The sequence below is a fragment of the Thermosynechococcus sp. genome (assembly GCF_025999095.1).
Taxonomy (GTDB): domain Bacteria; phylum Cyanobacteriota; class Cyanobacteriia; order Thermosynechococcales; family Thermosynechococcaceae; genus Thermosynechococcus.
In genome coordinates, this window is the sequence record NZ_AP024678.1 from 1,755,471 (window position 1) to 1,780,468 (window position 24,998).

Below are 24,998 nucleotides of genomic sequence, written 5' to 3' on the forward strand. Positions count from 1 at the left end.
CATGCCCGAATCTGGCGTCGAGGAAACCATCCGCCTCCAGTTTTTAGAAGAGGCCCAGGACTACCTGCAAACGATTGAGGCAGGGGTACTATGCCTCTCTCAACAGCCGGGACGGATGGATGAGGTGCTGCGGGCAGCACACTCGATTAAAGGCGGCGCGGCCATGATGGGCTTTACGTCCCTGAGTGAACTGGCCCACCGCCTTGAGGATTTCTTCAAGATTTTGAAATCCCGTCCCTGCGAGGACGCAGAGGTACAACACCTTCTCCTCAAGGCGGTAGATCAACTGCAAGCAGTTATGATCCTCTACCGTCAAGGCGTTCAACCCAATGAGGGCTGGTGGCGCACCCAGGTGGAGCCAATTTTGGATCAGTTGCAGGGACGGTTGGGGGAGCCAACACCGGAGGATGATCTGGCCCTCCTCAGTGGTGATGATGGCCAGCAGATGCGGGTCGCTCTTTTTGAAACCGAGGTAGAGGCCTGTCTGCAACGCTTGGAGACCGTGCTGCAAACCCCTGGGCAACCCTGCCTTAAGGAGGAGCTGGCGATCGCTGCCCAAGAACTGGAAGCCCTCGGACAAATGCTCGAACTGCCTCAATTTGCCGAGTTTTGTGCCTCTGTTAGTGCCTATCTAGCACAGCCCAACTGTGATGTCAGGGGAACGGCCGCCAGCATTATTCAGCAATGGCGACGCTGCCAGGCCCTCGTCATCACCGGTCAACTGGCGGCTTTGCCCACCCACTTGGAAATCCCTGAAACCGATGACGGGGATCAAACCATTATTGATTTACCCCTGGCCAACCTCGATCAAGAATTGGGGGTCGAGGACTTTGCCAGTGCCGAAGTGGCGGCTTTCTCCTTGGGGGATTTATTGTCCCCCCCGCCCACCCCTACAGAGACGCCTGCCCCGGCGCTAGAGCCTGAGCCGCCTCCAAGGACTCCCCAACCCCCCACCCAAGAACCCAAGGAAATGACCGTGCGGGTGCCGGGGCATCAGTTAGATCAGCTCAGCGATCTGATGGGGGAATTGCTCATCGAGTGTAACGGTCTAGATTTACAACGGGAACGCCTCCACCACCTGCTAGCGCTCCTCAAGCAAAAAGTACGTGCCCTTGAGCGTGCCAACTTTCGTCTGCGCACAGAGTATGACCGTGTCAGCGCTTCCCATTACTTGAGCCCCCAAAACCAGCATGACTTCGATGTCCTCGAGTTCGATCGCTACACGGATGTGCATCTGCTCTCCCAAGAGGTGATGGAAACGATTGTCCAAGTGCAGGAAATCACCACCGATCTGGAACTGAGCCTAGAGGACACCGAACGCACTGGCCGTGATCTCAACCGCACCGCCAAGCAACTTCAAGCTCGATTTACCCAGGTGCGGATGCGTCCCTTTGCCGACTTGGCCAACCGGTATCCGCGGTTAGTTCGGGAACTGAGCCGCGAGCATGGCAAAAACGTCAACCTTGTCATTGAGGGCAGCCACATTCTCATTGACCGTACAGTGTTGAGTGTCTTGGCGGATCCCCTCTTGCACCTTGTCCGCAATGCTTTTGATCACGGAATTGAGCCTGCAGAGGAACGCCAAGCCCTTGGTAAACCCGCCGTGGGAACGATTACTCTCAAGGCAGCCTATCGCGGTAACCAAACCGTGATTACTGTGGCGGATGATGGCCGGGGTCTCAATCCAGAGAAAATTCGCCAAAGGGCACGGCAATTGGGCCTAGCCCGAGATTGGCTAGAAACTGCTAGCGATCGCGACCTTTGGCAACTGATTTTTGAGCCGGGCTTTTCAACGGCCGCGCAGGTGACTAGCCTCTCGGGACGCGGCGTAGGGATGGACGTAGTGCGCACCAATCTGCGCCAAATTCGCGGGGACATCCAGATCCAGAGTACTCCCGGCCAAGGGACGCGATTCACGATTACAATTCCCTACACCCTCTCGGTTGTACGGGCGCTTTTGATAGAGGCTGCCGGCATGCTTTTGGCAGTACCAACCGAAGTCATCGAAGAAATGGTGCTGGCCGATCGCTACCCCAGGGTTGAAGCCCTCGGCTCGACCCTGATTGATTGGGAAGGCTATCTTATTCCTTTGCTTGAGCTGAGCCAGATTTTTCACTTTCAACGTCCCCCTTCCCCTGTGGAAATGCAGGGAGCCCCTGCCATCAACGCACCGACATTGATAATCCTGACCCAAGGAGAAACCGGCCTGGCGCTGCGGGTCGATCGCTACTGGAGCGAGCAGGAAGTCACCATTCGCCAAGTTGAAGGCGAACTCCCCCTACCCAAAGGCTTCAGTGGCTGCACCATTTTAGGGAATGGCCGCATTGTCCCCCTATTAGATCCCCTTGCCCTCTTTGATCGGCTAGAACAGCAGCGTCCCCGTGCCCCCGTGGCCAGCGCCGCTGCCCCTAGCCAAGACATCGTCCTTGTGGTTGATGATTCCGTGAACGTGCGGCGGTTCCTTGCCAGCACCCTCGAAAAAGCTGGCTACCGAGTCGAGCAAGCCAAAGATGGTCAGGAGGCGATCGATAAACTCCAAGGGGGACTGCAGGTCAATGCCCTTGTCTGCGACATTGAAATGCCCCGCCTCGATGGGTTTGGCGTCCTTACTCAAATTCGCCGCATTCCCCAATGCCAAAACACCCCTGTGCTGATGCTGACCTCCCGCACCGGGCAAAAACACCGCCAGCTTGCAGAACGCCTGGGGGCAGCCGCCTACTTTAGCAAACCCTTCCGCGAAAGCGAACTCTTGGCCACCCTTGATCAGTTGATCCACCATGCTTAAAAGCCGTCGCCGTCGCCAGAGCCAGCCCGTTGTTTTAGAGCAGTTCCTGACATTTAGCGTGCGCCAAGAGCAGTTTGCCGTGCCGATGGCACAGGCCTATCGAGTGATTCCGTTACCCCCTGTTCACGGGGATCCATACCAGCGGGGTATTGGCCTTGTTACCTATGAGGATCGGGAGATTTTGGTTATTGATATTGGCCGCTGTTTGTTTGATGCCCCCTTCTCAGCCTCAGAAACCCAAAAGCTCAGGTTTTTGCTCATCCTCCAGCCCGGATTAGCGCAGGAATGGCTTGGCCTGCCCCTCACAGACCCCCCCGTCATTGAGCGCATTTCTCGGGAGGCCATTCATCCAATTCCCCCCAACTATCTCCACTGGGGGAGCATTCACAACGTTAGTTCCCTCATGGTCAGTTATCAAGACGATCAGGAGCTACCGCCCCTCTTTATCGTGGATATTGAGCAGGTCCTGCACACCTTAAAAACCCGATAGATGGCATAGATTCCGTGTATTTGGGGGGATTTGTGAGCTAGCCAGGAGTACGCCCTATGAAACTGCTGCTCCTTGGATACAACCGCAAGCCGCCTAGCTCCACCAAGGCACCCTTAATTGCTCGATTAATTGCTCGATCTTGAGAACTGGTGTGAGGAGATTGACGCCTTGGGCAAACCAGAGAAACGGGAACAGCGCCACTGCCTTGAAGTGTTACCCCATGCGTGAGCAACGGCGTCCCATAGAAGGCCACCGCAAGGAAAGCCCTAGCCGCAAGCCCTCCTTACGAGACTGCCCTTGACCTGGTGGAATAAGACCGCCCCTTGATCCTGAACCATTGCCCCAAACCTGTCCCTTTTTGGAAGCGCAAATTTTTCAGGAACTGCTCGACCTCTGGCCTTAACCCATAGATTCTATCCCTTGCCAATCAACCATGGGCAAATCTAAACTGGTCTAAACTGGCTTAAATGATGTTTTCCCCTGTCTTTATCTATAGCGATCGCTTCCTAGAACATCGCTGCCCTCAGTTTCACTTTGAGCGGCCAGAACGCTTAGTGTCCATCTGCCGGCATTTACAGGCAGCATTTCCGGCGGCAGAGTGGCGCGAACCTACGCCTGTGGCAGAAGGCTTAACCCCTTGGCTAGAAAAGATTCACAGTCGGGTGTACTTAGACCAATTAGCCCAAATGGCCGCAGCAGGGGGGGGCTGGTTAGATCCCGATACCTACCTCAATGACCAGAGCGATCGCGTGGCACGGTTAGCCGTACAGGCTTGGCTCGATGGGGTAGATTTGGCCCTCCAGCGGCAGCAACCAATTTTTATTTTGGCGCGTCCCCCCGGTCACCATGCCCTACGGCAGCGGGGAATGGGATTTTGTCTGTTGGCCAATGCCGCCATTGCTAGCCACTACGCCCTCAGTTTGCCGGGTATTCAACGCGTTGCTATTCTCGATTGGGATGTCCACCACGGCAATGGTACCCAAGCCCTGGTTCAAGATGATCCTCAGATTGCCTATTGTTCGCTCCATGAGTTTCCCGCCTATCCCTATACGGGCGAGGGGGGCGATCGCGGGCCCTACAACAATGTCCTCAACTTACCCATGCCCCCAGGTTCCAATGGGGAAGCCTATCGCGCCGCTTTTCAAGATCAAGTCATGCCCTTTTTGCAGCAATGGAATCCAGATTTACTTATCCTCAGTGCGGGGTATGATGCCCACCGTGACGATCCCCTTTCCAGTATTGAACTAGAGGATGCCGATTATGGCTGGATGATGCACCAGTGCTTGCAGATTACTCACCGCCTTGTGGTTGGTTTAGAAGGGGGATACGACCTTGATGCTTTGGGGCGATCGCTCGTTGCTACAGTACAAGCGGCGGTTCTCGACAATGCCCCTGTAGGACCGCCGCATGGAGGGCAAGGTAGGGTTTAGCAACAACTGCATCGGCAAATCTCCCCACTAGGCCTGCACGAGCCTGGGCACACAGCTGGCCTGCCGTTGGGGATTCCGAGGACTGGCCTCTATTGCCCACAGTCTATTGCCCACAATTGTCAGGCGGCTGCTCCAAGTGTGGCACAGGGTCATAGCCGCCCGCTGCAAAGGGGTGGCAGCGCAAAATGCGGCGAATTGCCAGATAGGTTCCCTTCACGGCCCCGAAGCGGGCGATCGCCTCAACCGCATAGGCAGAACAAGTGGGCGTATAGCGGCACGTGGGCAACAATAGCGGTGAAATCCAGCCTTGATAAAGGCGAATCAAAAGGATCAATGCTTTAGCCAGCCAGTACCTCATAACACTTAATGCTTAATGGGTAATGCTTAATGGGGGCGAAACAGGTGATGGTGTTCTGGACGATAAAGACAGGAGCGCAAGGCGTCACGGCGCTGCTGTTGCACCGCCAAGGCTGGACTAATTAAGTACAGAGTTGTGCGCGTCAATCGCTGCTGCTGACTAAACGCCGCCATTTCCGCCAAGGGAACTAGCCACAACTGCTCATCAGGCCATCCCAAGCGGTAGCCGACAGCAACCAGTGTGTCTGGTGGATAGTACTGAAGGAGGTCTCGCTGGGCACCTTGGACACGGTTAGCACTCAGATAGAGGCATAAACTCGCCCTGTGGGCTGCTAAACTGGCCAACTCTTCGGTGGGGGGCACGCGGGTACGGCCACTGGCACGGGTGAGGATAATTGTCTGTACCAATTCGGGCAGGGTGAGTTCGGCATTAAGGCGGGCGGCGGCCAATTGATAGGCACTAATGCCGGGGACCACTTCAACGGTAATGCCTGCTTCCACGAGGCGGGCAATCTGCTCGTGAATGGCACTGTAGAGGCTGGGATCTCCCGACTGCAACCGCACCACTTGTTTACCCGCCTGCACCGCTTCAACCATCAGCGGCACGATTTCTTCTAGGGTCATTGCGGCCGTGGGAATGCGGGTGGCATGCGGCGACGCAAATTGCAAAATCCCCGCCGGCACCAAGGAATCGGCATAGAGAATTACATCCGCCCCTTGAATGAGCCGTTGCCCCTTGAGGGTGAGCAATTCTGGATCTCCAGGGCCAGCCCCGACAAAGTAAACCCCCGCCGCCGTCTTGCTTTCCACCACGACACTGCACCTGACTATGCCTTTATTTAAGATTAACTATTACAGGGGGCACCATTATGTCAGGATCAAAACAAGTCAGTGCAAGAGGCAAAAACTATGAGTGGCAAACGCATCTTGATGCTCGTGGGTGACTATGTCGAAGACTACGAGGTGATGGTGCCTTTCCAAGCCTTGCAAATGGTGGGTCACACAGTGCATGCCGTCTGCCCGGATAAAGTAGCGGGCGACAGCGTGCGCACAGCCGTCCACGATTTTGAGGGAGATCAAACCTACAGCGAAAAACCCGGGCATCAGTTTACCCTCAATGCCAGCTTTGCGGAAATCGATCCCAGTACCTATGATGCCTTAGTGGTGCCAGGAGGGCGTGCCCCGGAGTATTTGCGCCTCAACCCACGGGTACTGGAAATCACCAAGCACTTTGGCGAGACCGAAAAACCCATTGCCGCCATTTGTCACGGCCTGCAACTGTTGGCGGCAGCGGGGGTGCTGGCCGGTAAAACCTGTACTGCCTATCCGGCCTGCGGTCCTGAGGTGGTGAGTGCAGGGGGCAACTTTACCCCTGTGGCGGTGGATGCCGTGGTGGTGGATGGCAATCTGGTCACCGCCCCCGCTTGGCCAGCCCATCCCCGGTGGTTGGCAGCTTTTCTTGAGGTTTTGGGAACCACAATTAACCATCGGCCTTTGGCAGCGGTTTAGGGTGACGGTGGTATGGCGATCGCCCTTAGCCAAATTGCTCACTATTTGCAACGACACCAACTCAACTATCGGTTGAATGCGCCCAACCACCAAATTATTACTGGCGTCAATGGTGATCACCTTGAGCGATTTATCGTTGTCATTGAGTTAGATGAGGGGGGCGAGTTCTTTAAGCTCTATGCCCCCAATCTCTTGCCAGGCATTAAAACCCACCGCTTTCGTGACGCCATTTTACAAACGCTGCTGTGCATTTCGTGGCAGACAAAGATGTTGCAGTGGGAGTACGATCCCAAGGCGGGTGAAGTGCGGGCGATGATTGAATTCCCCATTGAGGACAGCACCCTGACTGAACGGCAATTTTTTCGCTGCTTGGGGGCACTTGTGGAAATCGTTGACAATACGGTACCGCGGCTGCGGCGGTTGGTGCAACAGGACCCTTTCCCTCCAGAGGCGGATCTAGCCATGGGTGAACGCCTACTGCTGACGATTCAGGAAGAGGCACCGGGGCTATTGGATCTCATCGCCCAAGCCCTTGAAGCGCGTCGCCAACGGGGTCAGATAAATCAGATCAATTTAGATTTGGGTTAGGACCCAGGGGGAGCCTGGCGTGCGTAGAAGCGGCCCTGTTTTACTTCAATCAATCCCTGACACTTCTGGCAACTAAAGCGCCACAGCTTACCCACGGGAATTTTTAGGGGCTGATGACAATGGGGGCACTCACCACTCCACACTTCCTCATCCCCAAGCATCCACAGACTGCCCACAACCATCGGCAAGCCAATAATCGCTCCTAATCCCGTCGCACAAAAGCCTAACCCCATGACCATCCCAGCAATACCTGCCACCTTTGACTGATCATCGCGGGGCACTTTTTCAATTCTGGGAGTGGTGTAAATTTCCTCTGCAGAGGCGGCCGCTGGGGGTTCTGTGGCGGTTTCAGGGAGTGGTGGGGTTTCTTGGGTTTTATCTGCCTTAGGTTGCGGTGCAGGCTCAGCCTCTAACCAAGGATCCTGTAGGGGAGGATAGCTAACGGGTTCTTGAGCTTGGGGGGGTGGGGGTGCAGGGGGTAAAGTGTCTGGGGTGGCCCAAGGATCCGCAACGACGGAGGGAGCATCTAGAACGATCTCCCCCTGAGGCGAGGATTCAGCTGCAGCCGCTATCTCAGAGGTGATCGCGGTGGGTGGGCTGATCTCAGTCTCTAGGGCTTCTAGGGCGGCAATACCCTTGTCCTCAATCGTCGGTTCAGGGACGTCGTATACCTCGGGGGCCGATTGTTCTAAGGTGGCCTCAAAGAACGCCAGGGTGGGTTCGGGCATTTCAGCAACACTGTCTGGAGTTTTTGGTGTTGCAGTGCTCTGTTCTAGAGACGCTGGGCCTTCTTCGGGTGGTTCAGCAGGAGCCTCGCGGACTGGCAATTCCCCCAAAAATCCATTCAGGGTGTCGGATTCAGTGCATTCTTCCTGGAGGGAGGGCAGCTCAAGGGCGGATGGCAGTTCCTCACTGCCCAAATTGGCCTCTGGCGATTCTGAGGATGAGTTTGGGTCAAAGGCGGCAGCTAAATCTGCTAAGCTCATGTCCTCATCGGAATCAATTTCCGGGACTTCACCTAGGAAACTCTCTTGGGGCACACTGATCGGTTCTGCCCCTGTCCCCTCCTCAGCATTTTCAGCAACTTGCTCTAGGGGAGAAGCTGCTGCAGGGGCAACAATATCCCCATATTCAGGTGTCGTCTCTACTGGGATGGGCTGTTCCTCTGCTTGGGGCGATCGCGCCACGGTATCCTGACTTTCAGAGGTAGAAGGTGCCGCGGAGGTCATAAAAGCGGACATCCAATCCCCCAATGTCGGTTCAGGCGGAGATGGCTCAGGGGGTGCTGTTTCAGGGGCCCATGGATCTGCGATCGCCGGCAGCGGGGGTTGAACGGCAGGCATGACCTGTAATGCAAAATGACTTTCCCAGAGGGGGACGCCCAACACCCGTGACTCAATGAAAACCCGTTGAATCTCTGGCAAGTGCAATTTTTCTAGGGCGGTGCGGATCAGGGTTGCGGCTGCCGCTTGATTGAGCATTTTTTCTGAATGCAGGGTGATCATTAGCTCCTCGGCCTGACGCACCACCGTGGCCTTTACCCGCTTGGGCATGAGGACAGCATTCAGCAGTGTGCCAATGGCTCGGGGGTCGCCCTGCCGCGCCATATCGAGCAAACGGGAGTCACTCATAAACCGATGAATGGAATGAAATGGGGTGCCGCTCCTTCTAGCCTACTGCGATTTCAAGAGAGTGATGGCTGACTGCTCGCGATCGCTCCGTTCCTATCTCTCTATCTACCAAAGCGCAGTCCAATCCACGCCCTCAATCTAGAGCCGCTGCCAAGCTTGGAAAAAATCCCTTCGGCATCAAGGACATCCATACCCTTTTCTGAAGCGGCGGCTACAGGATCCTTGATTTGTGCGTTACCCTTTCGGCGTAACTTACCTTTTCGGGGATTTCAGTGGGGCTATGCGGGGGATAGACTAGCCCGAACCATCTTTAGTGTAGCTAAAGGATGGCTAAATGACAACCCACTAAAGCATGTAAATTGTTACAAATAATTGCGAGCGCGCACTAGACTGGGAAAAAGAGGTTCACAAGTTTCAACAGGGCATGACAGCAGCAACACGCTCCACGGATTGGCAACTTTTACAACGACTGATTCCTTACCTTACGCCCTATCGCTGGGGACTGCTGGGAAGTGGCTTGCTTTTGATTCCCTTGGCGGCAGCAGCAGCATTACAACCGATCATCATTGGTCAGGCGATCGCCCTCCTTAAGGGGGAAGAGAGTACCTACGGCTTTTTGAAAACCTTAACCCTGACCCAAGGGATTGATCTACTGAGCATGGCGCTGTTGGTGACCGTGGTGCTGCGCTTTGGGGTGCAGGCAGCTCAGGGGTACTGGATTCAAAAAATTGGCCAACAGATTACCGCCGATATTCGCTATGACTTATTTGACCACGTGCTGCGGCTATCCTCCCGCTTCTTTGACCGCACTCCCGTCGGTAAGCTCATTACTCGCTTGACCAGTGATGTGGAGGCCTTGGGGGATGTGTTTGCCACTGGCGCGGTGGGGGTTCTCAGTGATGTCTTCTCGATGCTGGTGGTCATCCTGACAATGTTTTTCATTGACCGCCTGCTGGCAACGCTGCTGCTGGCCTTGGTTTTGCCGATCGCTGCCCTGATTATCTATTTTCAACACTGCTATCGCGTTGCCAACTACAAGTCCCGCGAGGAGCTGTCGCTACTAAATGCCGATCTTCAGGAAAACATCGTTGGTATTACGGTGGTGCAATTGTTTCGCCGTGAGGCTTTTAATAGTCAACTGTTTCGGCGGCGCAATCAACGCTACATCAAAGAGGTGGATCGGACAATTTTCTATGATTCAGCGGTATCGGCGACCTTAGAGTGGATTGCCTTTGTGGCGATCGCGGGGGTTCTCTGGCTCGGCGGTGCCTTGGTGCAGCAGCGCACGATTGACTTTGGCACCTTAGCCACGTTTATTCTGTTTTCGCAGCGCGTCTTTGATCCATTGCGGCAGTTGGCGGAGAAATTTACCATCGTACAAGCGGGCTTAACCGCCATTGAGCGCATCCATGATCTGCTTTCAGAACCCATTGAAATTCAGGATCCCGAGCGCACCTTTTTGCGTTTGCCCCAGACAGAAAATACAGCTGCTGCCGTTGAGTTTCGTGATGTCTGGCTGGCCTACAAAGACGAGGACTATGTCCTCAAGCAGCTTTCCTTTCAAATTCATGCTGGCGAGAAAGTGGCCATTGTTGGCCCCACGGGTGCGGGCAAAAGTTCGATTATTCGCTTGCTCTGTCGTCTCTACGATCCAACCCGTGGTGAAGTCCTCATTGGTGGTCGCAATGTGCGCGACTTTAGCCAAGCAGAACTGCGGCAGCACATTGGCGTGATTTTGCAGGAGAGCTTTCTCTTTTCTGGCGATGTCAAAAGCAACATTGCCCTTGGCGACAACTACACCCTTGCCGAAATTCAGCGGGTGGCCGCAGAAATGAACATTGCTGAGTTCATTGCGCAGTTGCCCCAAGGCTATGACACGCCCCTGCGGCAGCGGGGCACCAATCTCTCGGCGGGGCAGCGACAACTTTTGGCCTTTGCGCGGGTCGCCCTTCGCAATCCAGACATTCTTGTCCTTGATGAGGCCACAGCCAATTTGGATGTCGGCACCGAGGCAATGATTCAGGAGGCCTTGAACCGTCTGTTGGTGAATCGAACCGCAATTATTATTGCCCACCGCCTCGCCACAATCCGCCATGTGGATCGCATTTTTGTACTCAAGCGGGGACAACTGGTGGAGCAGGGCACCCACAGTGAACTGTTGGCTCGCAATGGCGTGTACGCCCATCTCTACCGGTTGCAGGCCCTCACCGAAGAGATAGCCCCTAAACAGGAGGCCTAGACCCTTGCCTCACCCACAATAACAGCGCCAGCCCTAACAGTTGCAGCACCAGCGACACCAAGACCAACAGCCCCAAGGAGCGCTCGTAGAGCAGCCCCATCAGCAAACTTCCTAGAAACCACGCTAAGCCATAGCCCATGCTGACGAGGCCATAGGCCGACCCCCGTCGTTCCGGGGGGACAAGGTTGGCCACGATCGCCCGCATAATAGATTCTTGAGCACCCATCCCAATGCCCCACAGGACCATGCCCCAGATCACCGCAGAACTGAGGAAAACCAAGGGAGCAAAGCCCACTGACAGTGCCACAGCCAGGATCAAGGCCAGGATGCCCATCCGATCCAGCAAGTGCCCAAAAAGCAGGGCCGCCACTGCATCAACCCCCATGGCCAGAGCATAGAGCAGCGGAATTTGACTGGTTGGCAGACTGTTTCCCTGCTGTAGGTGAAAGGCAATTAAGGGGAAATCCACATAACCCCCACCCAGAACGGCCACGGCCAATAGATAAATCCAAAATAGCGTTGGTAGTCTTTTGGTATCGAGGTCTTGAATCACTGTTTCAAAATTCCGTGGCTCTGGGTACTGCCGCTGCGTTGCCAGCAAAACGACCAAACCAATCAGGGCGGGGATGGCAAGGATGGCAAAACTCCATTGATAGTGCTGGGTGAGGGCAAAGACCCCAGCCACCATCAGCGGTCCAACCACGGCACCAATTTGATCCATCGCTTCATGGAGACCAAAGCCAAAGCCACGACCCACTTGGCTAGTCCCATAGGAGAGCAAAACATCGCGGGGGGGTGTCCGAATTGCTTTGCCAGTGCGCTCAGCAATCATGAATCCCCCTAGGACTTCCCAGCGATTGGCCAAGGCCATGAGGGGCACAGCGATGGTATTGATGGCGTAACCAAGGGTGGTAATGCGCCAATAGGCACGGGTGCGATCGCTCACATAGCCAATCCCAAGACGCAGACCGTAGCCAATGAATTCCCCCAAGCCAGCCACTAAGCCGACAACGGTACCACTGGCGCCTAAAACCCCTAAATAGACCCCTGTGAGACTGCGGGCGCCTTCGTAGGTGGCATCGGCACACAGGGAGACGACTCCCAGGAGCACCACAAAACTCAGGGCCGATTCTCTTTTGCCCAACATGCTCAACTTCTCCTTGCCAGAATGTTCACAGTATAGTGATGAGGAATTGTTAACGGGCATCGCGATGGCGGATGCACTCAGCGCAACTAGCCCCTTAGTCATTTGGACAAGTCTGGGGTTCATCTGTGGCCGTTGGTTGCCGGCAGTGATTCCCCAATGGCTGGGACGCGGCCTCTATTGGGTCGGGGTACCCATGCAAATTTTTGCCTTGGTGCGGCAGACCAACTTCGCCGGACTCATTTGGTTGGCGCCGGTGCTGGCCTTTGTGGCGCTCATTGTCGGCTATATCCTTGCCCAAGGCCTCTACGATTTGCAGAAGCGCTACTTTCAACCCCAGTGGCTCCAATACACCCCTCCCTTCCTAACCAGTACAGTTCCCGAAGGAGAAAGTCGCCGCTTTCAGGGGAGCTATCTCATTGCCAGCATTCTCGGCAACACGGGCTTTGTCGGGTTGGGGGTTGCCATTCCTCTCCTGAGTACGACGGCATTGCCCTGGGCGACCTTCTACGCCATTACCCAAAATGCCCTCGGTACCTATGGCTTGGGTTCATTTCTTGGTCAGTACTACGGCAAAGGCAATGATCGACCTTGGTGGCAAGCTTTGGCAGTGATTCCAACAGTGCCGACCCTTTGGGCATCAGTGGCAGGATTTGCTACCCATGATCTTTCGTTTCCCGAAACAATCGAAAGGTTGTGTGAGATAGATATTCACTTGGTGATTCCCCTCGCCTTTGTTCTTATAGGAATTCGCCTCAGTCGGCTCCCCGGCTGGCAGAGCTTTCGTATGGGATTGCTGCCTATGCTTGTCAAGACGTTGTTGTTGCCACTGACGATGATGGCGATCGCCTATGGTTTGGGATTACGGGGGGACACCTTACTAGCGATCGCCATTATGGCCGGTACGCCCACCGCCTTTGCTGCCTTAATTTTGGCGGAGGAATACGAGCTGAATACCGACTTGCCCCCTGCTGTAATTGCCCTGAGTACCCTAAGTTTCGTGGCGGTGTTCCCCTTTTGGGTTTTCCTCTGCCGTCAAGTTTTAACATAGGGCTAACGAGCCTATGGTTTTTCTAGAACAGTGGCACACTAGAAATACCTGATCCATTCCTAGCCCTCTAACGAGTCTCCCTATGACGAATCCCCAAGGTCCTCCTCCACCGCCCCGTGTTCCCAATTCACCCCCGATGCCCCCCCGTCCACCAATGGGGGCAGCTGTTCCGCCGATGCCCCCCCAACCGGGAATGGCGCCCCCCCGTCCTGTGCCCCCCCCGCCTCCCCAAGGGATGCCTCCCCGTCCCATGCCCCCCCAACCGGGAGTGCCGCCGCGACCCATGCCGCCACCGCCGCCCCAGGCAGCACCAACCCAGCCAATGCCGGCAGCGGTAGCCCGCATTTCTGGCCCCACGATGGAGCAACTGGTGCGGGAGGCCTTTGAGCACGGCTACTCCGATATTCATGTGGGAGTTGGCGAAGCGCCACGCTTTCGCGATCGCGGAAAACTGGAAATTACTAATTACCCTGTAACTGACGAAGAAACTTTTAACTACTGGCTCAATGAACTGCTGACCCCCCAACAAATTGAGCAGTTTCGCACCCACCTGGAATACGATGGCGCCTACCAGTATGAAGGACTGTGTCGGGTACGGATCAACATCTTTGTCGCCCTCAAAGGACCCGCCATGGTGCTGCGGTTGATTCCGGTGAAGATTCTGACGCTGGAGCAGTTGAATTTACCGCCTGTGTTCAAGGACTTGTGCCACTACCACAAGGGTCTGATTCTGGTGACGGGGCCAACGGGTTCCGGGAAGTCCACAACCCTTGCGGCCATGGTGGACTACATTAACACCGAAATGCAAAAGCACATTATCTCGATTGAGGATCCGATTGAGTTTGTGCACCAAAGCCGCCGTTCCCTGATCCGCCAGCGGGAGGTGGGCATCCATACCCTTAAATTTGACAATGCCCTCAAGGCCTCCCTGCGGGAAGACCCCGACATTATCCTAATTGGCGAGATGCGCGATCGCGAGACAGTGAATACCGCCCTCAAAGCCGCCCAAACCGGTCACCTGGTCTTTGGTACCCTGCACACCAACAGTGCCGTGAAAACGATTGAGCGCATCCTCAACCTCTACAACCCCGATGAACAAGGGCCGATGCGGGTGCAGGTGGCGGAATCCCTGGTAGCCGTCATTGCCCAAGCCCTGGTGCGCACGACGGATGGCAAGCGGGCGGCCATTCACGAGATCATGATCAACACCGATGCCATCAAGGACTACATTTTACGGGGTGAAGTGGAGGAAATTGAGGCGATTATTCCTCAGTGTACCTACGACGGTATGTGCACAATGAACCAGTGCCTCTACGAGCTCTATGAGGCGGGGCGCATTGACGAGGAAACCGCCATCGAAAACTCCCCCAAACCCAACGAAATGGCGCAAATTCTGCGGGGACGTATCTAGGACAATGGTTGGCCTCAGGCCTATCCTATACAAGGGGTTGGCACTCTTTACGCCGGGGGCGGATGTGGTCTTTTGCCGTGACCCATCGAAGCAGGGACATTGGCATCAGTCACTCTGTCAAGCCCTGCAACAACTCTTGGATTTAGAGGAGCCGCCCCTTTTTCTCTCTCCCTGTTATACGGCGGCCGTAGATTACTGGTTTGATGAAGAACAGCAGTGCCTGCGGGTAGCGGCGGAGGTTTATCCTTTGGCATGGCCCCATCGTCCCCTATTAAATGCCCTCTTTGCCCCTGCTCATCAGCCCACGTTGCCGTGGCAGTTGGTACAAGATCCGCAGCATCCCTGCGATGCCCAAGCCCTAGAGGCCTACCGCAGCAGTTTTCCGCAACTGTGGGAGCACCACCAACTGATCTATGATTTGCAGGAAGCCGCGCCCCCGAGCAGTTTTGCACCGCGTCCTTCGCAACCCGATCGCTATGTCTTTCGCCTCTATGTGCGCGGGGAAACCCATGCGGCGGAGGTTGCCCTCAAAAACCTCCATGATTTGCTCAGTTGCTCCCTCAAGGTGCCCTACACCCTCAAAGTGGTGGATGTCACTAAGCAACCAGATCTGGCGGAGGAGGATCAAGTCCAAGCCACACCAACATTGGTGCGGGTGTATCCCCGGCCAGTGCGCCGCCTTGTGGGACACTTGGATAATCGCTATCGCCTGCAAGGTTTGCTCAGCCCTTAGACCGATGACCCATTCTGCCAAAGACCTTCTCGCGGCGGCGGCTGTGGAGCGAAGGTTGGGAAACCGTGATGCCTATGTGCCTTATCTGCGCCAAGTGTTTGCCGATGTCGTGGGGGAAGATGACACTGTTAGTGAAACCTATGGCGGCCTAGGAGCAGCCCAAGAGCGTTTGGCCAGGATTCAGCCCCTACGCTATGGCAAAAGTCGCAACTTTTTAACGGGGGCGGTGACGGGACTTTCGCCCTATTTGCGCCATGGGGTAATCAGTTTAGCGGCGGTGCGCGATCGCCTCCGGCAATTGGTAGATGACCCCTCTCAAGCGGCGGCGCTACTCCAACAATTGGCATGGCGAGACTATTGGCAGCGCCTCTATGCCCATTGGGGCGATCGCCTGTGGCAAGACATTGAACCCTACAAGACGGGCTGGCAGGCAACCGACTATCAAGCGCAATTGCCCCCCGCTCTCATCGCTGCGGCAACGGGGCTAGCCTGTATGGATGCCTTTAGTTATGAGCTGCAACAAACGGGCTACCTGCACAACCATGCCCGCCTCTGGCTGGCTGCCTATGTGGTGCATTGGTGTCGGGTGCGCTGGCAGGCGGGCGCCGCTTGGTTTCTGCAGCACTTACTCGATGGCGATCCCGCCAGTAATAACCTCTCGTGGCAGTGGGTGGCCAGTACCTTTAGCCACAAGCCCTACTTTTTTAACCGCCAAAACCTGGAACGCTACAGCGGCGGTCAATACTGCCGCCAGTGTTCCTTACAAGATCGCTGTCCCTTTGATGCCACCTACGAGGAATTGGCCGCCCGCCTTTTTCCCCACAAGGAATAGAGTTATTGGGGGGTCGGCTTCACAGTTTTGCGCAGAATCAAACAGTTGCCACCCTCCTCTGTGGCTTGATAGGCCAATTCATCCATAATCGTTGCCAAAAGGCGTAGACCCCGTCCTCCTTCGGCATCAATGGAAATTTGCGGCGGCAGCGTTTGCAACTTTGCCTCCAGATCAAAGGGGTCACCCCGATCCCAAATGCGCAACTCAATATAGGTTTCGGCAATCTCTAGATCAATGCGGATGGGGGTCTCAGGGGGGCGATCGCGATGGGCATGGCGAACGGCGTTGGTAAACCCCTCTGCGAGCGCCAGTTCCAATTTCAACCACTCCTCAAGGGGCAGCGTGGGGGGGCGGTACTGATTAAACCATGCCAACAGTGCCTCCAGCTGGGTCAAGTCACTGGGCAAGGCCAGGGAAACAGTCACGCGGGGAAAGGTCATAGGTTCAGTTGTAGCGCAGCGGCTGCGAGGTCAAGACTAGCTACATTTTCCGTGTTTGATGACCCAATAGGATGCTCCAGAGCGATCGCCAGCGGGGAGGCTGGCACAGGCCCCTCGGAAAAAACCGGGTGCCAAGGATAATCAGCAAGCCATAGAGCATAAGACGCCCATCACGGCAAAAAGTGGCCACTGGTGGCGGCAAGTAGGCTTGATCGGCAAGGCCCCGTAGGAGTTCTGGTAAGGCCGTAAAGAGCATACCGCCAGCGATCGCCCCCACAAACGTGCGATTGCCCCCTATCAGCACTGCCGTCAGTGCCAGCACCCCCGTATCAAACGTGCCCTGACGGGGATTCCAAGTATTCAACAGATGAGCAGCCAAAACCCCAGCCACCCCCGCCAGAATAGCCCCCAACACAAAGCCCAAAACCTTGTAGCGAGTGGTATCAATGCCCAAGGTCTGGGCCACTAATTCATCGCCACGAATGGCCTGCATTGCCTTGCCAGCACGGGTCTGTTCCAAGCGACCGAGGGCGATCGCCACCATGATCAGCAAGGGCAGCGTCAACCACAGATAGCCCAAGGGCGTACTAAAGGGTTGGGGAATGCCAAAAATACCGACCGCCCCCCCGGTAACCTCCAGATTGAGTGCCAACACCCGCAGCACCTCAGAAAAAGCGATCGTCGCAATGGCAAAATAAATGCCCCGTAACCGCAGTACTGGTACCCCCAAGCCCCATCCGACCAGACCGCAGACAAGAGCCGCCAAAACCATTTCCCCCAGCACCAAAGGCACCGGATAGGGGTGCAGTCCTGTAAAAACACGGGTGGAGAGCAAAGCAGCAATATAGCCACCAATGGCATAAAAGGCTGGACTTGCCAGGGAGAGTTGACCACTCATTAGAGGCAAATAGAGCGATAGTGCCAGCATCGCCCCCAGGGTCATCGAAACCAGCAAGAAATCGTATGTGCCCAGCCAGTCCGCCATAACCAGCGCTAGACATCCATTCCACAAGCTACCCCGGTGTCCTCAGCAAGCTGCTGCAGGTCTGCAATAATTGCTGCTTCTAGGGTCTTATCCCCAAGGCGAATCGTCAGACGCGACAGCCGCAGTGAGGCCGTAATCCGACCGCTAGGGAGGTCTAACCAGATTAACTGTTGAAACTGGCGACAGCGACCACCATAGCGTTGGGCAAGGGCCGTGAGTTCCGCAGCGGTGGGCGATCGCCCCAAATTCACATCAACCACCCATGTGCCGCCACATTCGCGGCGTTGAGAAAGTTCAATCGGCATCCCTTAGAACTAACCTATAAGCGTTGGGCATAAAATTCACACCAAGGATCGCCTTTTTCCCGTGCCTTCACCTCCGCCCCCTGAAAGACGCCACCCCGCTGAAAGAGACGATTGTAAAAGGCCTCATCCAAGACGGGCTTCTGTTGAATGCGGCCATTGTAGACAATGTTCATCATTGCGGGGACCGCCCCTTGGGCAAAATAGCAGGCCGGTTGCAGGGAATGGGGATAGGAAGCCAAAAAGTAGTTGGTTTCGTAGTTACCATCAATGGCCACACGACAGGATTGATTGCTGACTACTTCTAGGGCTTGCCAGCGACCCCACCCCAAGCTACTGGCAACGGCATAGCCCCCATGAATCCAATCGGTGTCGGTCTTCAGCATCGGGCCAACCACCGTTTCCCACTCCAAAGATTCCATGATATTGCCAAAGGTGTAAAAGACACAAACATGGCCCGATTCTCGAATCAAAGCTTGCCCCACTTCCACCAGAGAAGCATTGATCTTTTCAAGTTCATTCAAAAAACGGTACTGAATGCGGGTGTAGTAGTTAGCAGGCATCCGCGTCAGCAGCACATTAAAGGCGCGGATTTGACCCCTGTCGTCCCCCTCCAGAGGCAGTCCCCAAAGGGCTTCATTCACCGCATCGTAATCCACATTGGTCTCTGGCTGGGGTAGGGCCGCAGGGGAATCAATGAGCTTGCCCATTTGTGGACTCGGGGTTAGGGCACGGCGCACCGGGGCTTTGGCCACATGGATTATGCAGTGATCTTGCCGTGTCACCGCCATACAACTGGTTTCTTGGGCCACATAGGTGCCCAATTCGGCAAAGGTGGCATCTAGAGCTGCCGCCACATAGCCCACTGCCAAGTGATCCATTGGTTTTGTGCGGTTCACCTGCTCGCCATATTTCCCTAACCAACCCTCAGCATAGTGGGAGTGGGTCAACTCCACTTGACCGCCTTCCTCTGTCACGTCAAAGTTGAGACAGCCAAACCCCAAGAACCTAAAGATTTGGGCGGCAGTGGCAAGGCGTTCCGCTGGTGTTTGCACTGCCAACGTATTAAAGGCATTGGCAAGTAAGCTATAGAAAATCTCTTGGGCTGAGGTCTGCAAGATACTGACCCCATCAAGCCAGTCCGGGTCCTCAATGGTTTGTTGTAGAAACAGGTTGTAGTGGTGGCAGTGAAAGATGACCGGCTCATTAAAAAAAGCCACTAACTTCCGGGGGCGATCAATGCGCAGATGCTCAAACATAGGTACAAATCCTTGCTTGGGTTTCTAATTAGCTGATTAGGGAGAATACAACAGGATTAGGGAGACGCCACGGGGAGACGTTCCATACCCACGAGATCGGCGACCGCCTTGTAGAGAATGCGCACTTCCTGCTCATTTAGCTGCCCTTTTTCCAGTCGCTCTCGGTGCAAACCCGTTTTCAACGACAGCCGCAGCGTCACAAAGTTGGGATCCGGAGCATAGCGACGGGCATAGCTGAGCAGCAGTTGGGCAACCGAGCTGCTGTTGTCCTGTACCGGTGGCAGCAGAGGTTTGCCGTCGGCCAAGATAGCCTTAATGCGCTCAAACACGAGCTTCAGGTTGGTGTTAGCCTTGGTCAGAAACAGAACAAAGTAGGGGGTTTCACTGAAAGCTTTGATCACTAGCCGTACCGCTGTCGAGCCTGCCAACAGGTAATCGGCCTCTGAGGCGGCATCCACTAGTTTGCACACCCGACTGTTGGCCTGCAGCAGATCGCTAGCGTAGACGCCCAAAGAACTTAAAGAATCACTTTCAAAACTGTTGCCGCTGTAGTTAATTTCGGCGATGGTTGCCCCATCCGTCGTCCGGCCAATTAACACGGCTAACACGCCCGGCACTCCGGCAATGTGTTGTTCTAAAACACTATTGAGCGTGCGCACGAACATTTGGTCCTCCTAGGGAAGATAGATTAAACTTTGACTAATGCAAATTTTATAAACGTTACCAATAGTTGGTCATCCGTATAATTTCTGATATGATTGCTAGTTTATTAAAAATTAACATTTCTATTCTTGACTACAATTTCTTCGCCTACCCCCCATAGGAGGAAGCCATGGCCACGGCAACAGAACTGTCTATTCCTGACTTCTTTAATGCTGCCAAAGAATCATGCTAAAGTCGCTGAGGCGTGTCCCCTCCAAGAACGGGCAGCGCCGGCGCGCCAATGGGCACGGCACTACCAGATTCCGCCCGCCAGTGACGATCTACAGCGGAGATTCTCTGGTTCATTGACGTACAACACACCTTTTGCTTGCCAGAGTTAGCGCTATTTGTCCCTCCCCTCTTTTGGGTTAACCCTGCCGGCGAGCATCCACTACCTTTAACCACCATCACGCTCCAAAAGGTTGAGGAGGGATATTGGCAACCCAATCCCCAGCTGCTGTCTTCATTGCCCCTAGGGAATCTGGCGAGTCTTCGGACCTATGCCCGACACTATGGGGCACAGTTAGCTGCCAAGGGGAGGTTTCCGCTGATGATTTGGCCCTACCACTCGATGCTGGGGGGGATTGGTCATGCCCTTGTGTCTGCTGTGGAGGAAGCCTGTTTCTTTCACACCGTGGCGCGACAGCAGCAAACCCGCATCGAACTCAAAGGTAGCCATCCCCTGACGGAAAATTACTCGGTGCTGCGTCCAGAGGTCAGCCATGACCCCCAAGGACGTCCCCTAGGGGCGGTGAATAGGGCCTTGATTGAGCATCTGCTGGCGGGCGATTGCCTGATCATTGCCGGTCAGGCCAAAAGTCACTGTGTTACTTGGACAGTGGCCGACCTGCTCAGGGAAATTCAACAGCGAGATGTCCAACTGGCTCAATGAGTCTACCTCCTTGAGGATTGTATGTCCCCTGTGGTGGTGCCGGGGGTTGTGGACTTTAGCGAAGCTGCCAATGCAGCCTTTGCCCAGTTTGCCGCTGCCGGTATACACCGGATCAGCACCAGCCGTGTTCCTTGGAATCTTTAGTTGATCTAAAGACTCACCACTTCTGAACAGAGACGGTTTAGGATCGGGGCTAGAGATATCCTCATTAGGGAGGGGCAATGACCGACTACGCAGCCCATGAACAGGCCCTCGATCGGGATTGTTTGACCCTATCTCGCCACGTTCTGCAACAGCTCCAACGCTTTGATGCCGATGCCCAAGATTTGAGCGCTCTGATGAATCGCATCGCCCTTGCGGGTAAGCTGATTGCCCGCCGTTTGAGTCGAGCGGGGCTGATGGAGGGGGTCTTGGGTTTTACGGGAGCGGTAAATATCCAAGGCGAAGATGTTAAAAAAATGGATGTCTATGCCAACGAGGTCTTTATTGCTGCCTTCAAGCAGAGTGGCTTGGTATGTCGCCTTGCCTCCGAGGAAATGGAGCAGCCCTATTACATTCCTGAAAATTGCCCCATTGGCCGCTATACGCTCCTTTATGACCCCCTCGATGGTTCCTCCAATGTGGACATTAACCTGAATGTGGGATCGATTTTTGCGATCCGCCAGCAGGAGGGCACTGATCTAGATGGAACAGCTGCCGATCTGCTGCAGGATGGTCACAAGCAAATTGCCGCCGGTTACATTCTCTATGGCCCAAGCACCATGCTGGTTTATTCCATGGGCAAAGGAACCCATGTGTTTGTCCTTGACCCTAGCCTTGGAGAATTTATTCTGGCGATCGAGAACCTACAAATTCCTGCCAGTGGTGCCATTTACAGTGTTAACGAAGGCAACTTCTGGGCATGGGAAGAACCGATTCGCAACTACGTCCGCCATGTGCATCGTCAGCCCGGCTATAGCGCCCGCTACAGTGGTGCCCTTGTTGCCGATATTCACCGCATCCTTATGCAGGGGGGCGTCTTTCTCTATCCGGGTACCCAAAAGAACCCCGCTGGCAAGTTGCGGCTCCTCTATGAGGCGGCTCCAATTGCCTTCCTGGTGGAACAGGCGGGCGGTAAGGCCAGTACCGGCACTCAGCCCCTCCTCGATGTTGTGCCCGATCATCTGCACATGCGCACACCGCTGATTGTTGGCAGTCCGGAGAATGTTGCCCTCGTGGAATCCTTTATCCAGCAAACCCCTGCCCAACCAACCGTGACACAGGTGTAACCCATGGTAACCCTATTTGAAAATCCCCTGCGGGTGGGATTACGCCAAGAGCGAACCCCAGAGCCGCTAATTTTAGTCATTTTTGGTGCCAGTGGCGACCTTACTCAGCGCAAGCTTATTCCCTCGATTTATCAACTAAGACTCGAACGCCGTCTGCCCCCCGAACTTACCATTGTTGGCGTGGCCCGTCGCAACTGGAGTGATGACCATTTTCGCGAGCACCTCCGTCAAGGGGTCGAGGAGTTTGGTGGCGGCATTCAGGCGGAACCCCTGTGGCAGGAATTTGCCCAGGGTCTGTTTTATTGCTCTGGCAATATCGATGATCCCGCCGCCTACGCCCAGCTGAAAACACTGCTAGCTGAGCTAGATGAAAAACGCCAGACTCGTGGCAATCGCGTCTTTTACCTTGCAGTCTCACCGCACTTTTTCGTCGAAGCCATTCAGCAATTGGGGGCAGCGGGGCTATTGAGTGATCCCCAAAAACATCGTCTTGTGATTGAAAAGCCTTTTGGCCGTGATCTCACCTCTGCCCAAGCCCTCAATGAGGTGGTGCAGTCGGTGTGCAAGGAGGAGCAAGTTTACCGCATTGACCACTACCTCGGCAAAGAGACGGTGCAAAACCTGATGGTGTTTCGCTTTGCCAATGCCATTTTTGAACCCCTCTGGAACCGCCAGTACGTGGATCATGTGCAGATTACGGTTGCCGAAACCGTCGGGGTGGAAGACCGCGCGGGCTACTATGAAACTTCGGGCGCCCTGCGGGACATGGTGCAAAACCACATTCTCCAGTTGCTGTCTCTGACGGCTATGGAACCCCCCAATGCCCTCGATGCTGATAGTCTGCGCAGCGAAAAGGTGAAAGTCCTCCAAGCCACCCGTTTAGTGGATCTGGATAATCTCGATGCCTGTGCTGTCCGCGGCCAATACCGAGCCGGCTGGATCAAGGGCAAACCTGTTGTGGGCTATCGCGAAGAACCGGGGGTCAGTCCCACCTCCACCACTCCCACCTATGTGGCTCTAAAACTAGTGATTGATAACTGGCGGTGGCAGGGGGTGCCCTTTTATTTGCGCACGGGTAAGCGGCTGGCCAAAAAAGTCACAGAAATCTCGATTCAGTTTCGCGATGTGCCCTTACTAATTTTCCAGTCGGCGGCACGCCAAACCAATCCCAATATCCTGACGATGCGCATCCAGCCTAATGAGGGGATTGCCTTGCGCTTTGAGGCAAAGATGCCTGGTGCAGATCTACGCACACGCACGGTGGAAATGGACTTTAGCTACGGCTCTTCCTTTGGGATGGCGACGGCGGATGCCTATGCGCGACTCTTGCTGGACTGTATGCTGGGGGATCAAACCCTGTTTACACGGGCGGATGAGGTGGAAGCGGCTTGGCGGGTGGTGATGCCGGTTCTGACTGCTTGGGATGCCCCCACGGCTCCGGAGACGATTCCCACCTATGAAGCGGGGACATGGGGTCCTGATGCGGCAGAGGCAATGATTAACGGCGATGGCCGGCGCTGGCGGCGACTTTGATGTTTGCCCATCATGGGCAGAAATAGGACTCAAGGCCAAACTCGATTAACAGATTAGGTACCTAGGTATGGCAACTGAATCAACTCCCCTTGTAGCGCTCCAAAATCCCGTAGATGTCTCCCTTGATGATATTGAGCAAAGTTTGCGGCAAATTTGGCTCAGCCATGGCGGAGATGGCACGGCGCCGGCGGCGGTGCGAGCAACCACCTTTACCCTAGTTGTCTATGAGGCGGATGATACGCAGCAACTGCTGGCCGCCCTGGGCTACTATACGGGGCCACTGGATGGCATTCTTGGCCCGCGGATGCAGTCGGCAATTCGTGCTGCTGAAAAGAATCACAACTTGCCGTTGACCGGTCGGGTGACGCCCCAATTACGAGCAGCGTTGCAACAGGAGTATGCCCAGCAGCAATCCCAGGGCAAGGCTCGCAGCGATCGCCCGCCGCTGGATATGCGTGGTAGTGGCATTGCTGACGCGATCGCCAGCCAAAATCCCTGTCGGGTGATTGCCCTGTGTCCCACCCTTGGCGAAGATACAGGAATTACCGCTCAAGTGGCCGCCTATTGTCCCATTAACAAAAAGATACGCAGTTCCCTCGTCTGCTGTGAATACATTACCCTCAAGGGTACCCACAGCGCCTTCCAGCGGGTGGAAACCCTGTTGCAGTCTTTAATTATTCGCGAGTTACCCCGCTTTCTGTGGTGGAAGGGGGATTTGTTCAATAACTTTGATCTGTTTCAAACCCTTGCCCCCCAATTTAGCCGCGTGATTGTGGACTCCAGTGAATTTCTCGAGCCGCTGCGGGGCTTGCGGGCGATCGCCCCCCTTCTAGAACAGAATCTGCCCCTAATGGATTTGAACTGGCGTCGCCTTGGGGCATGGCAGGAACTGGCGGCCGAAGCCTTTGATCCCCCCGAACGCCGCTTGGCCATTAAGGAAATTGACCAGGTGGTCATTGACTACGAAAAAGGTAATCCTGCCCAAGCTCTAATGTACCTCGGCTGGCTGGCCTCTCGTCTCCAGTGGCAGCCGCGACAGATCCGCCATGAGCGCGGTGACTATGATGTATATCACGTGGAACTGGTGGCCTCCGATCAACGGTTGATCAAAGCAGAATTGGCAGGTATTCCCACGGGGGATGCTGGCGTCGTGCTGGGGGATTTAATTGACCTCAAACTCACCTCCTCCAATCTCCAAGCGGATTGCTGTACAATCATTTGCTCAGAAACCCGTGGCTGTATGCGCATGGAAGCCGGTGGCAGTGCCCAGTTGTGTCGTACTTACCACGTTAGCCCCCTGAGCGATCAAACCGCTGAGGTGCTCCTCAGTCAAGAGCTACAGCGCTGGGGACAGGACTTTCTCTACAGTGAGAGCTTTGCCGTTGTCTGCCAGCTCCTGGCTCTAATGCCCTAGCAT

Annotated in this window: 24 protein-coding genes; 15 read left to right on the forward strand and 9 right to left on the reverse strand. The window is 55.2% G+C overall.

All coding sequences use genetic code 11. From position 1 onward, the window contains the following. The first annotated feature begins 1 nt into the window (after nt 1). From Q0W94_RS08600 to Q0W94_RS08610, 3 genes are all read left to right on the forward strand, one after another. Nucleotides 2-2,785, forward strand: a complete 2,784-nt coding sequence (locus Q0W94_RS08600) for a hybrid sensor histidine kinase/response regulator (protein ID WP_297757842.1) — start codon at nt 2-4, stop codon at nt 2,783-2,785. Beyond that, nucleotides 2,778-3,275, forward strand: a complete 498-nt coding sequence (locus Q0W94_RS08605) for a chemotaxis protein CheW (RefSeq protein ID WP_297757844.1) — start codon at nt 2,778-2,780, stop codon at nt 3,273-3,275. Before Q0W94_RS08600 ends, Q0W94_RS08605 begins: the two co-directional genes overlap by 8 nt. Nucleotides 3,276-3,742: 467 nt before the next feature. Then, nucleotides 3,743-4,705, forward strand: a complete 963-nt coding sequence (locus Q0W94_RS08610) for a histone deacetylase (protein ID WP_297757847.1) — start codon at nt 3,743-3,745, stop codon at nt 4,703-4,705. Nucleotides 4,706-4,808: 103 nt separating this feature from the next. On the opposite strand, the gene yidD is transcribed toward Q0W94_RS08610, so the two are convergent. Continuing rightward, complete coding sequence (gene yidD / locus Q0W94_RS08615) at nt 4,809-5,063, reverse strand: membrane protein insertion efficiency factor YidD (protein WP_297757849.1); 255 nt, start codon at nt 5,061-5,063, stop codon at nt 4,809-4,811. A 26-nt stretch (nt 5,064-5,089) separates the two neighbouring features. Next, on the reverse strand, nt 5,090-5,872 hold the full coding sequence (gene cobM, locus Q0W94_RS08620) for a precorrin-4 C(11)-methyltransferase (RefSeq protein ID WP_399371531.1): 783 nt from the start codon (nt 5,870-5,872) through the stop codon (nt 5,090-5,092). Nucleotides 5,873-5,971: 99 nt separating this feature from the next. Between cobM and Q0W94_RS08625 the strand changes: the two genes are divergently transcribed. Continuing rightward, nucleotides 5,972-6,571 carry a DJ-1/PfpI family protein gene (locus Q0W94_RS08625; RefSeq protein WP_297757854.1) on the forward strand — a complete coding sequence of 200 codons (600 nt, stop codon included), beginning with the start codon at nt 5,972-5,974 and terminating at the stop codon, nt 6,569-6,571. 12 nt (nt 6,572-6,583) lie between these two features. Then, complete coding sequence (locus Q0W94_RS08630) at nt 6,584-7,159, forward strand: hypothetical protein (protein WP_297757856.1); 576 nt, start codon at nt 6,584-6,586, stop codon at nt 7,157-7,159. Here Q0W94_RS08630 and Q0W94_RS08635 read toward each other — a convergent pair. Next, complete coding sequence (locus Q0W94_RS08635; protein ID WP_297757859.1) at nt 7,156-8,790, reverse strand: hypothetical protein; 1,635 nt, start codon at nt 8,788-8,790, stop codon at nt 7,156-7,158. The two genes, Q0W94_RS08630 and Q0W94_RS08635, sit on opposite strands and share 4 nt — an antisense overlap. A gap of 424 nt (nt 8,791-9,214) precedes the next feature. Between Q0W94_RS08635 and Q0W94_RS08640 the strand changes: the two genes are divergently transcribed. Then, a complete protein-coding gene (locus Q0W94_RS08640) occupies nt 9,215-11,029 on the forward strand; it encodes an ABC transporter ATP-binding protein (protein ID WP_297757863.1) in 1,815 nt (604 codons plus the stop codon). On the opposite strand, the gene Q0W94_RS08645 is transcribed toward Q0W94_RS08640, so the two are convergent. Further along, nucleotides 11,013-12,173 (reverse strand): MFS transporter, encoded by a 1,161-nt coding sequence (locus tag Q0W94_RS08645; protein ID WP_315863119.1) that lies wholly within the window; start codon nt 12,171-12,173, stop codon nt 11,013-11,015. The two genes, Q0W94_RS08640 and Q0W94_RS08645, sit on opposite strands and share 17 nt — an antisense overlap. A 67-nt stretch (nt 12,174-12,240) precedes the next feature. Here Q0W94_RS08645 and Q0W94_RS08650 point away from each other — a divergent pair, with 67 nt between their 5' ends. The 4 genes from Q0W94_RS08650 (at nt 12,241) to Q0W94_RS08665 (ending at nt 16,200) form a co-directional block, all read left to right on the forward strand. Then, nucleotides 12,241-13,224, forward strand: a complete 984-nt coding sequence (locus Q0W94_RS08650; protein ID WP_297757868.1) for an AEC family transporter — start codon at nt 12,241-12,243, stop codon at nt 13,222-13,224. Between the two features lie 82 nt (nt 13,225-13,306). Then, nucleotides 13,307-14,635: a type IV pilus twitching motility protein PilT gene (locus Q0W94_RS08655; protein ID WP_297757870.1), complete on the forward strand. Its 1,329-nt coding sequence runs from the start codon at nt 13,307-13,309 to the stop codon at nt 14,633-14,635. Nucleotides 14,636-14,639: 4 nt separating this feature from the next. Next, the gene (locus Q0W94_RS08660) at nt 14,640-15,368 is read left to right on the forward strand and encodes a circadian clock KaiB family protein (RefSeq protein WP_297757872.1); all 729 of its coding nucleotides are present in this window, start codon (nt 14,640-14,642) and stop codon (nt 15,366-15,368) included. A 4-nt stretch (nt 15,369-15,372) separates the two neighbouring features. After that, a complete protein-coding gene (locus Q0W94_RS08665) occupies nt 15,373-16,200 on the forward strand; it encodes an FAD-binding domain-containing protein (RefSeq protein ID WP_297757879.1) in 828 nt (275 codons plus the stop codon). 2 nt (nt 16,201-16,202) lie between these two features. On the opposite strand, the gene Q0W94_RS08670 is transcribed toward Q0W94_RS08665, so the two are convergent. The 5 genes from Q0W94_RS08670 to Q0W94_RS08690 are packed head-to-tail and all read right to left on the reverse strand — an operon-like array spanning nt 16,203 to nt 19,851. Then, complete coding sequence (locus Q0W94_RS08670) at nt 16,203-16,640, reverse strand: ATP-binding protein (protein ID WP_297757882.1); 438 nt, start codon at nt 16,638-16,640, stop codon at nt 16,203-16,205. 40 nt (nt 16,641-16,680) lie between these two features. Next, entirely contained in the window at nt 16,681-17,625 is a 945-nt protein-coding gene (locus tag Q0W94_RS08675; protein ID WP_297757885.1) for a branched-chain amino acid ABC transporter permease, read from the reverse strand. Nucleotides 17,626-17,633: 8 nt separating this feature from the next. Continuing rightward, entirely contained in the window at nt 17,634-17,930 is a 297-nt protein-coding gene (locus Q0W94_RS08680) for a hypothetical protein (RefSeq protein WP_297757888.1), read from the reverse strand. A gap of 14 nt (nt 17,931-17,944) precedes the next feature. After that, nucleotides 17,945-19,186, reverse strand: coding sequence for a hypothetical protein (locus Q0W94_RS08685; RefSeq protein ID WP_297757891.1), 1,242 nt, complete (start codon nt 19,184-19,186; stop codon nt 17,945-17,947). A 56-nt stretch (nt 19,187-19,242) separates the two neighbouring features. Next, nucleotides 19,243-19,851, reverse strand: a complete 609-nt coding sequence (locus Q0W94_RS08690; protein ID WP_297757893.1) for a hypothetical protein — start codon at nt 19,849-19,851, stop codon at nt 19,243-19,245. Between the two features lie 365 nt (nt 19,852-20,216). Between Q0W94_RS08690 and Q0W94_RS08695 the strand changes: the two genes are divergently transcribed. The 5 genes from Q0W94_RS08695 to opcA all read left to right on the forward strand — a co-directional run bounded on the left by Q0W94_RS08695 (nt 20,217) and on the right by opcA (nt 24,995). Then, complete coding sequence (locus Q0W94_RS08695) at nt 20,217-20,780, forward strand: hypothetical protein (protein ID WP_297757896.1); 564 nt, start codon at nt 20,217-20,219, stop codon at nt 20,778-20,780. Nucleotides 20,781-20,801: 21 nt separating this feature from the next. After that, entirely contained in the window at nt 20,802-20,924 is a 123-nt protein-coding gene (locus Q0W94_RS08700; RefSeq protein ID WP_297757899.1) for a hypothetical protein, read from the forward strand. Between the two features lie 77 nt (nt 20,925-21,001). Beyond that, entirely contained in the window at nt 21,002-22,048 is a 1,047-nt protein-coding gene (gene fbp, locus Q0W94_RS08705) for a class 1 fructose-bisphosphatase (protein WP_297757902.1), read from the forward strand. Between the two features lie 3 nt (nt 22,049-22,051). Next, nucleotides 22,052-23,581, forward strand: a complete 1,530-nt coding sequence (gene zwf, locus Q0W94_RS08710; protein WP_297757905.1) for a glucose-6-phosphate dehydrogenase — start codon at nt 22,052-22,054, stop codon at nt 23,579-23,581. Nucleotides 23,582-23,648: 67 nt separating this feature from the next. Then, on the forward strand, nt 23,649-24,995 hold the full coding sequence (gene opcA, locus Q0W94_RS08715; RefSeq protein ID WP_297757908.1) for a glucose-6-phosphate dehydrogenase assembly protein OpcA: 1,347 nt from the start codon (nt 23,649-23,651) through the stop codon (nt 24,993-24,995). The last annotated feature ends 3 nt before the right edge of the window (nt 24,996-24,998 follow it).

Bases quoted from the DNA above. Each gene is read 5' to 3' on its own strand.
- Q0W94_RS08630 (WP_297757856.1), top strand. From the start codon at position 6,584: ATGGCGATCGCCCTTAGCCAAATTGCTCACTATTTGCAACGACACCAA.
- yidD (WP_297757849.1), bottom strand. From the start codon at position 5,063: ATGAGGTACTGGCTGGCTAAAGCATTGATCCTTTTGATTCGCCTTTAT.
- Q0W94_RS08635 (WP_297757859.1), bottom strand. From the start codon at position 8,790: ATGAGTGACTCCCGTTTGCTCGATATGGCGCGGCAGGGCGACCCCCGA.
- opcA (WP_297757908.1), top strand. From the start codon at position 23,649: ATGGCAACTGAATCAACTCCCCTTGTAGCGCTCCAAAATCCCGTAGAT.
- Q0W94_RS08700 (WP_297757899.1), top strand. From the start codon at position 20,802: ATGTCCCCTGTGGTGGTGCCGGGGGTTGTGGACTTTAGCGAAGCTGCC.
- Q0W94_RS08660 (WP_297757872.1), top strand. From the start codon at position 14,640: ATGGTTGGCCTCAGGCCTATCCTATACAAGGGGTTGGCACTCTTTACG.
- Q0W94_RS08625 (WP_297757854.1), top strand. From the start codon at position 5,972: ATGAGTGGCAAACGCATCTTGATGCTCGTGGGTGACTATGTCGAAGAC.
- Q0W94_RS08655 (WP_297757870.1), top strand. From the start codon at position 13,307: ATGACGAATCCCCAAGGTCCTCCTCCACCGCCCCGTGTTCCCAATTCA.
- Q0W94_RS08690 (WP_297757893.1), bottom strand. From the start codon at position 19,851: ATGTTCGTGCGCACGCTCAATAGTGTTTTAGAACAACACATTGCCGGA.
- Q0W94_RS08680 (WP_297757888.1), bottom strand. From the start codon at position 17,930: ATGCCGATTGAACTTTCTCAACGCCGCGAATGTGGCGGCACATGGGTG.
- Q0W94_RS08685 (WP_297757891.1), bottom strand. From the start codon at position 19,186: ATGTTTGAGCATCTGCGCATTGATCGCCCCCGGAAGTTAGTGGCTTTT.
- Q0W94_RS08650 (WP_297757868.1), top strand. From the start codon at position 12,241: ATGGCGGATGCACTCAGCGCAACTAGCCCCTTAGTCATTTGGACAAGT.
- Q0W94_RS08640 (WP_297757863.1), top strand. From the start codon at position 9,215: ATGACAGCAGCAACACGCTCCACGGATTGGCAACTTTTACAACGACTG.
- Q0W94_RS08605 (WP_297757844.1), top strand. From the start codon at position 2,778: ATGCTTAAAAGCCGTCGCCGTCGCCAGAGCCAGCCCGTTGTTTTAGAG.
- Q0W94_RS08600 (WP_297757842.1), top strand. From the start codon at position 2: ATGCCCGAATCTGGCGTCGAGGAAACCATCCGCCTCCAGTTTTTAGAA.
- fbp (WP_297757902.1), top strand. From the start codon at position 21,002: ATGACCGACTACGCAGCCCATGAACAGGCCCTCGATCGGGATTGTTTG.
- zwf (WP_297757905.1), top strand. From the start codon at position 22,052: ATGGTAACCCTATTTGAAAATCCCCTGCGGGTGGGATTACGCCAAGAG.
- Q0W94_RS08610 (WP_297757847.1), top strand. From the start codon at position 3,743: ATGATGTTTTCCCCTGTCTTTATCTATAGCGATCGCTTCCTAGAACAT.
- Q0W94_RS08670 (WP_297757882.1), bottom strand. From the start codon at position 16,640: ATGACCTTTCCCCGCGTGACTGTTTCCCTGGCCTTGCCCAGTGACTTG.
- Q0W94_RS08675 (WP_297757885.1), bottom strand. From the start codon at position 17,625: ATGGCGGACTGGCTGGGCACATACGATTTCTTGCTGGTTTCGATGACC.
- Q0W94_RS08665 (WP_297757879.1), top strand. From the start codon at position 15,373: ATGACCCATTCTGCCAAAGACCTTCTCGCGGCGGCGGCTGTGGAGCGA.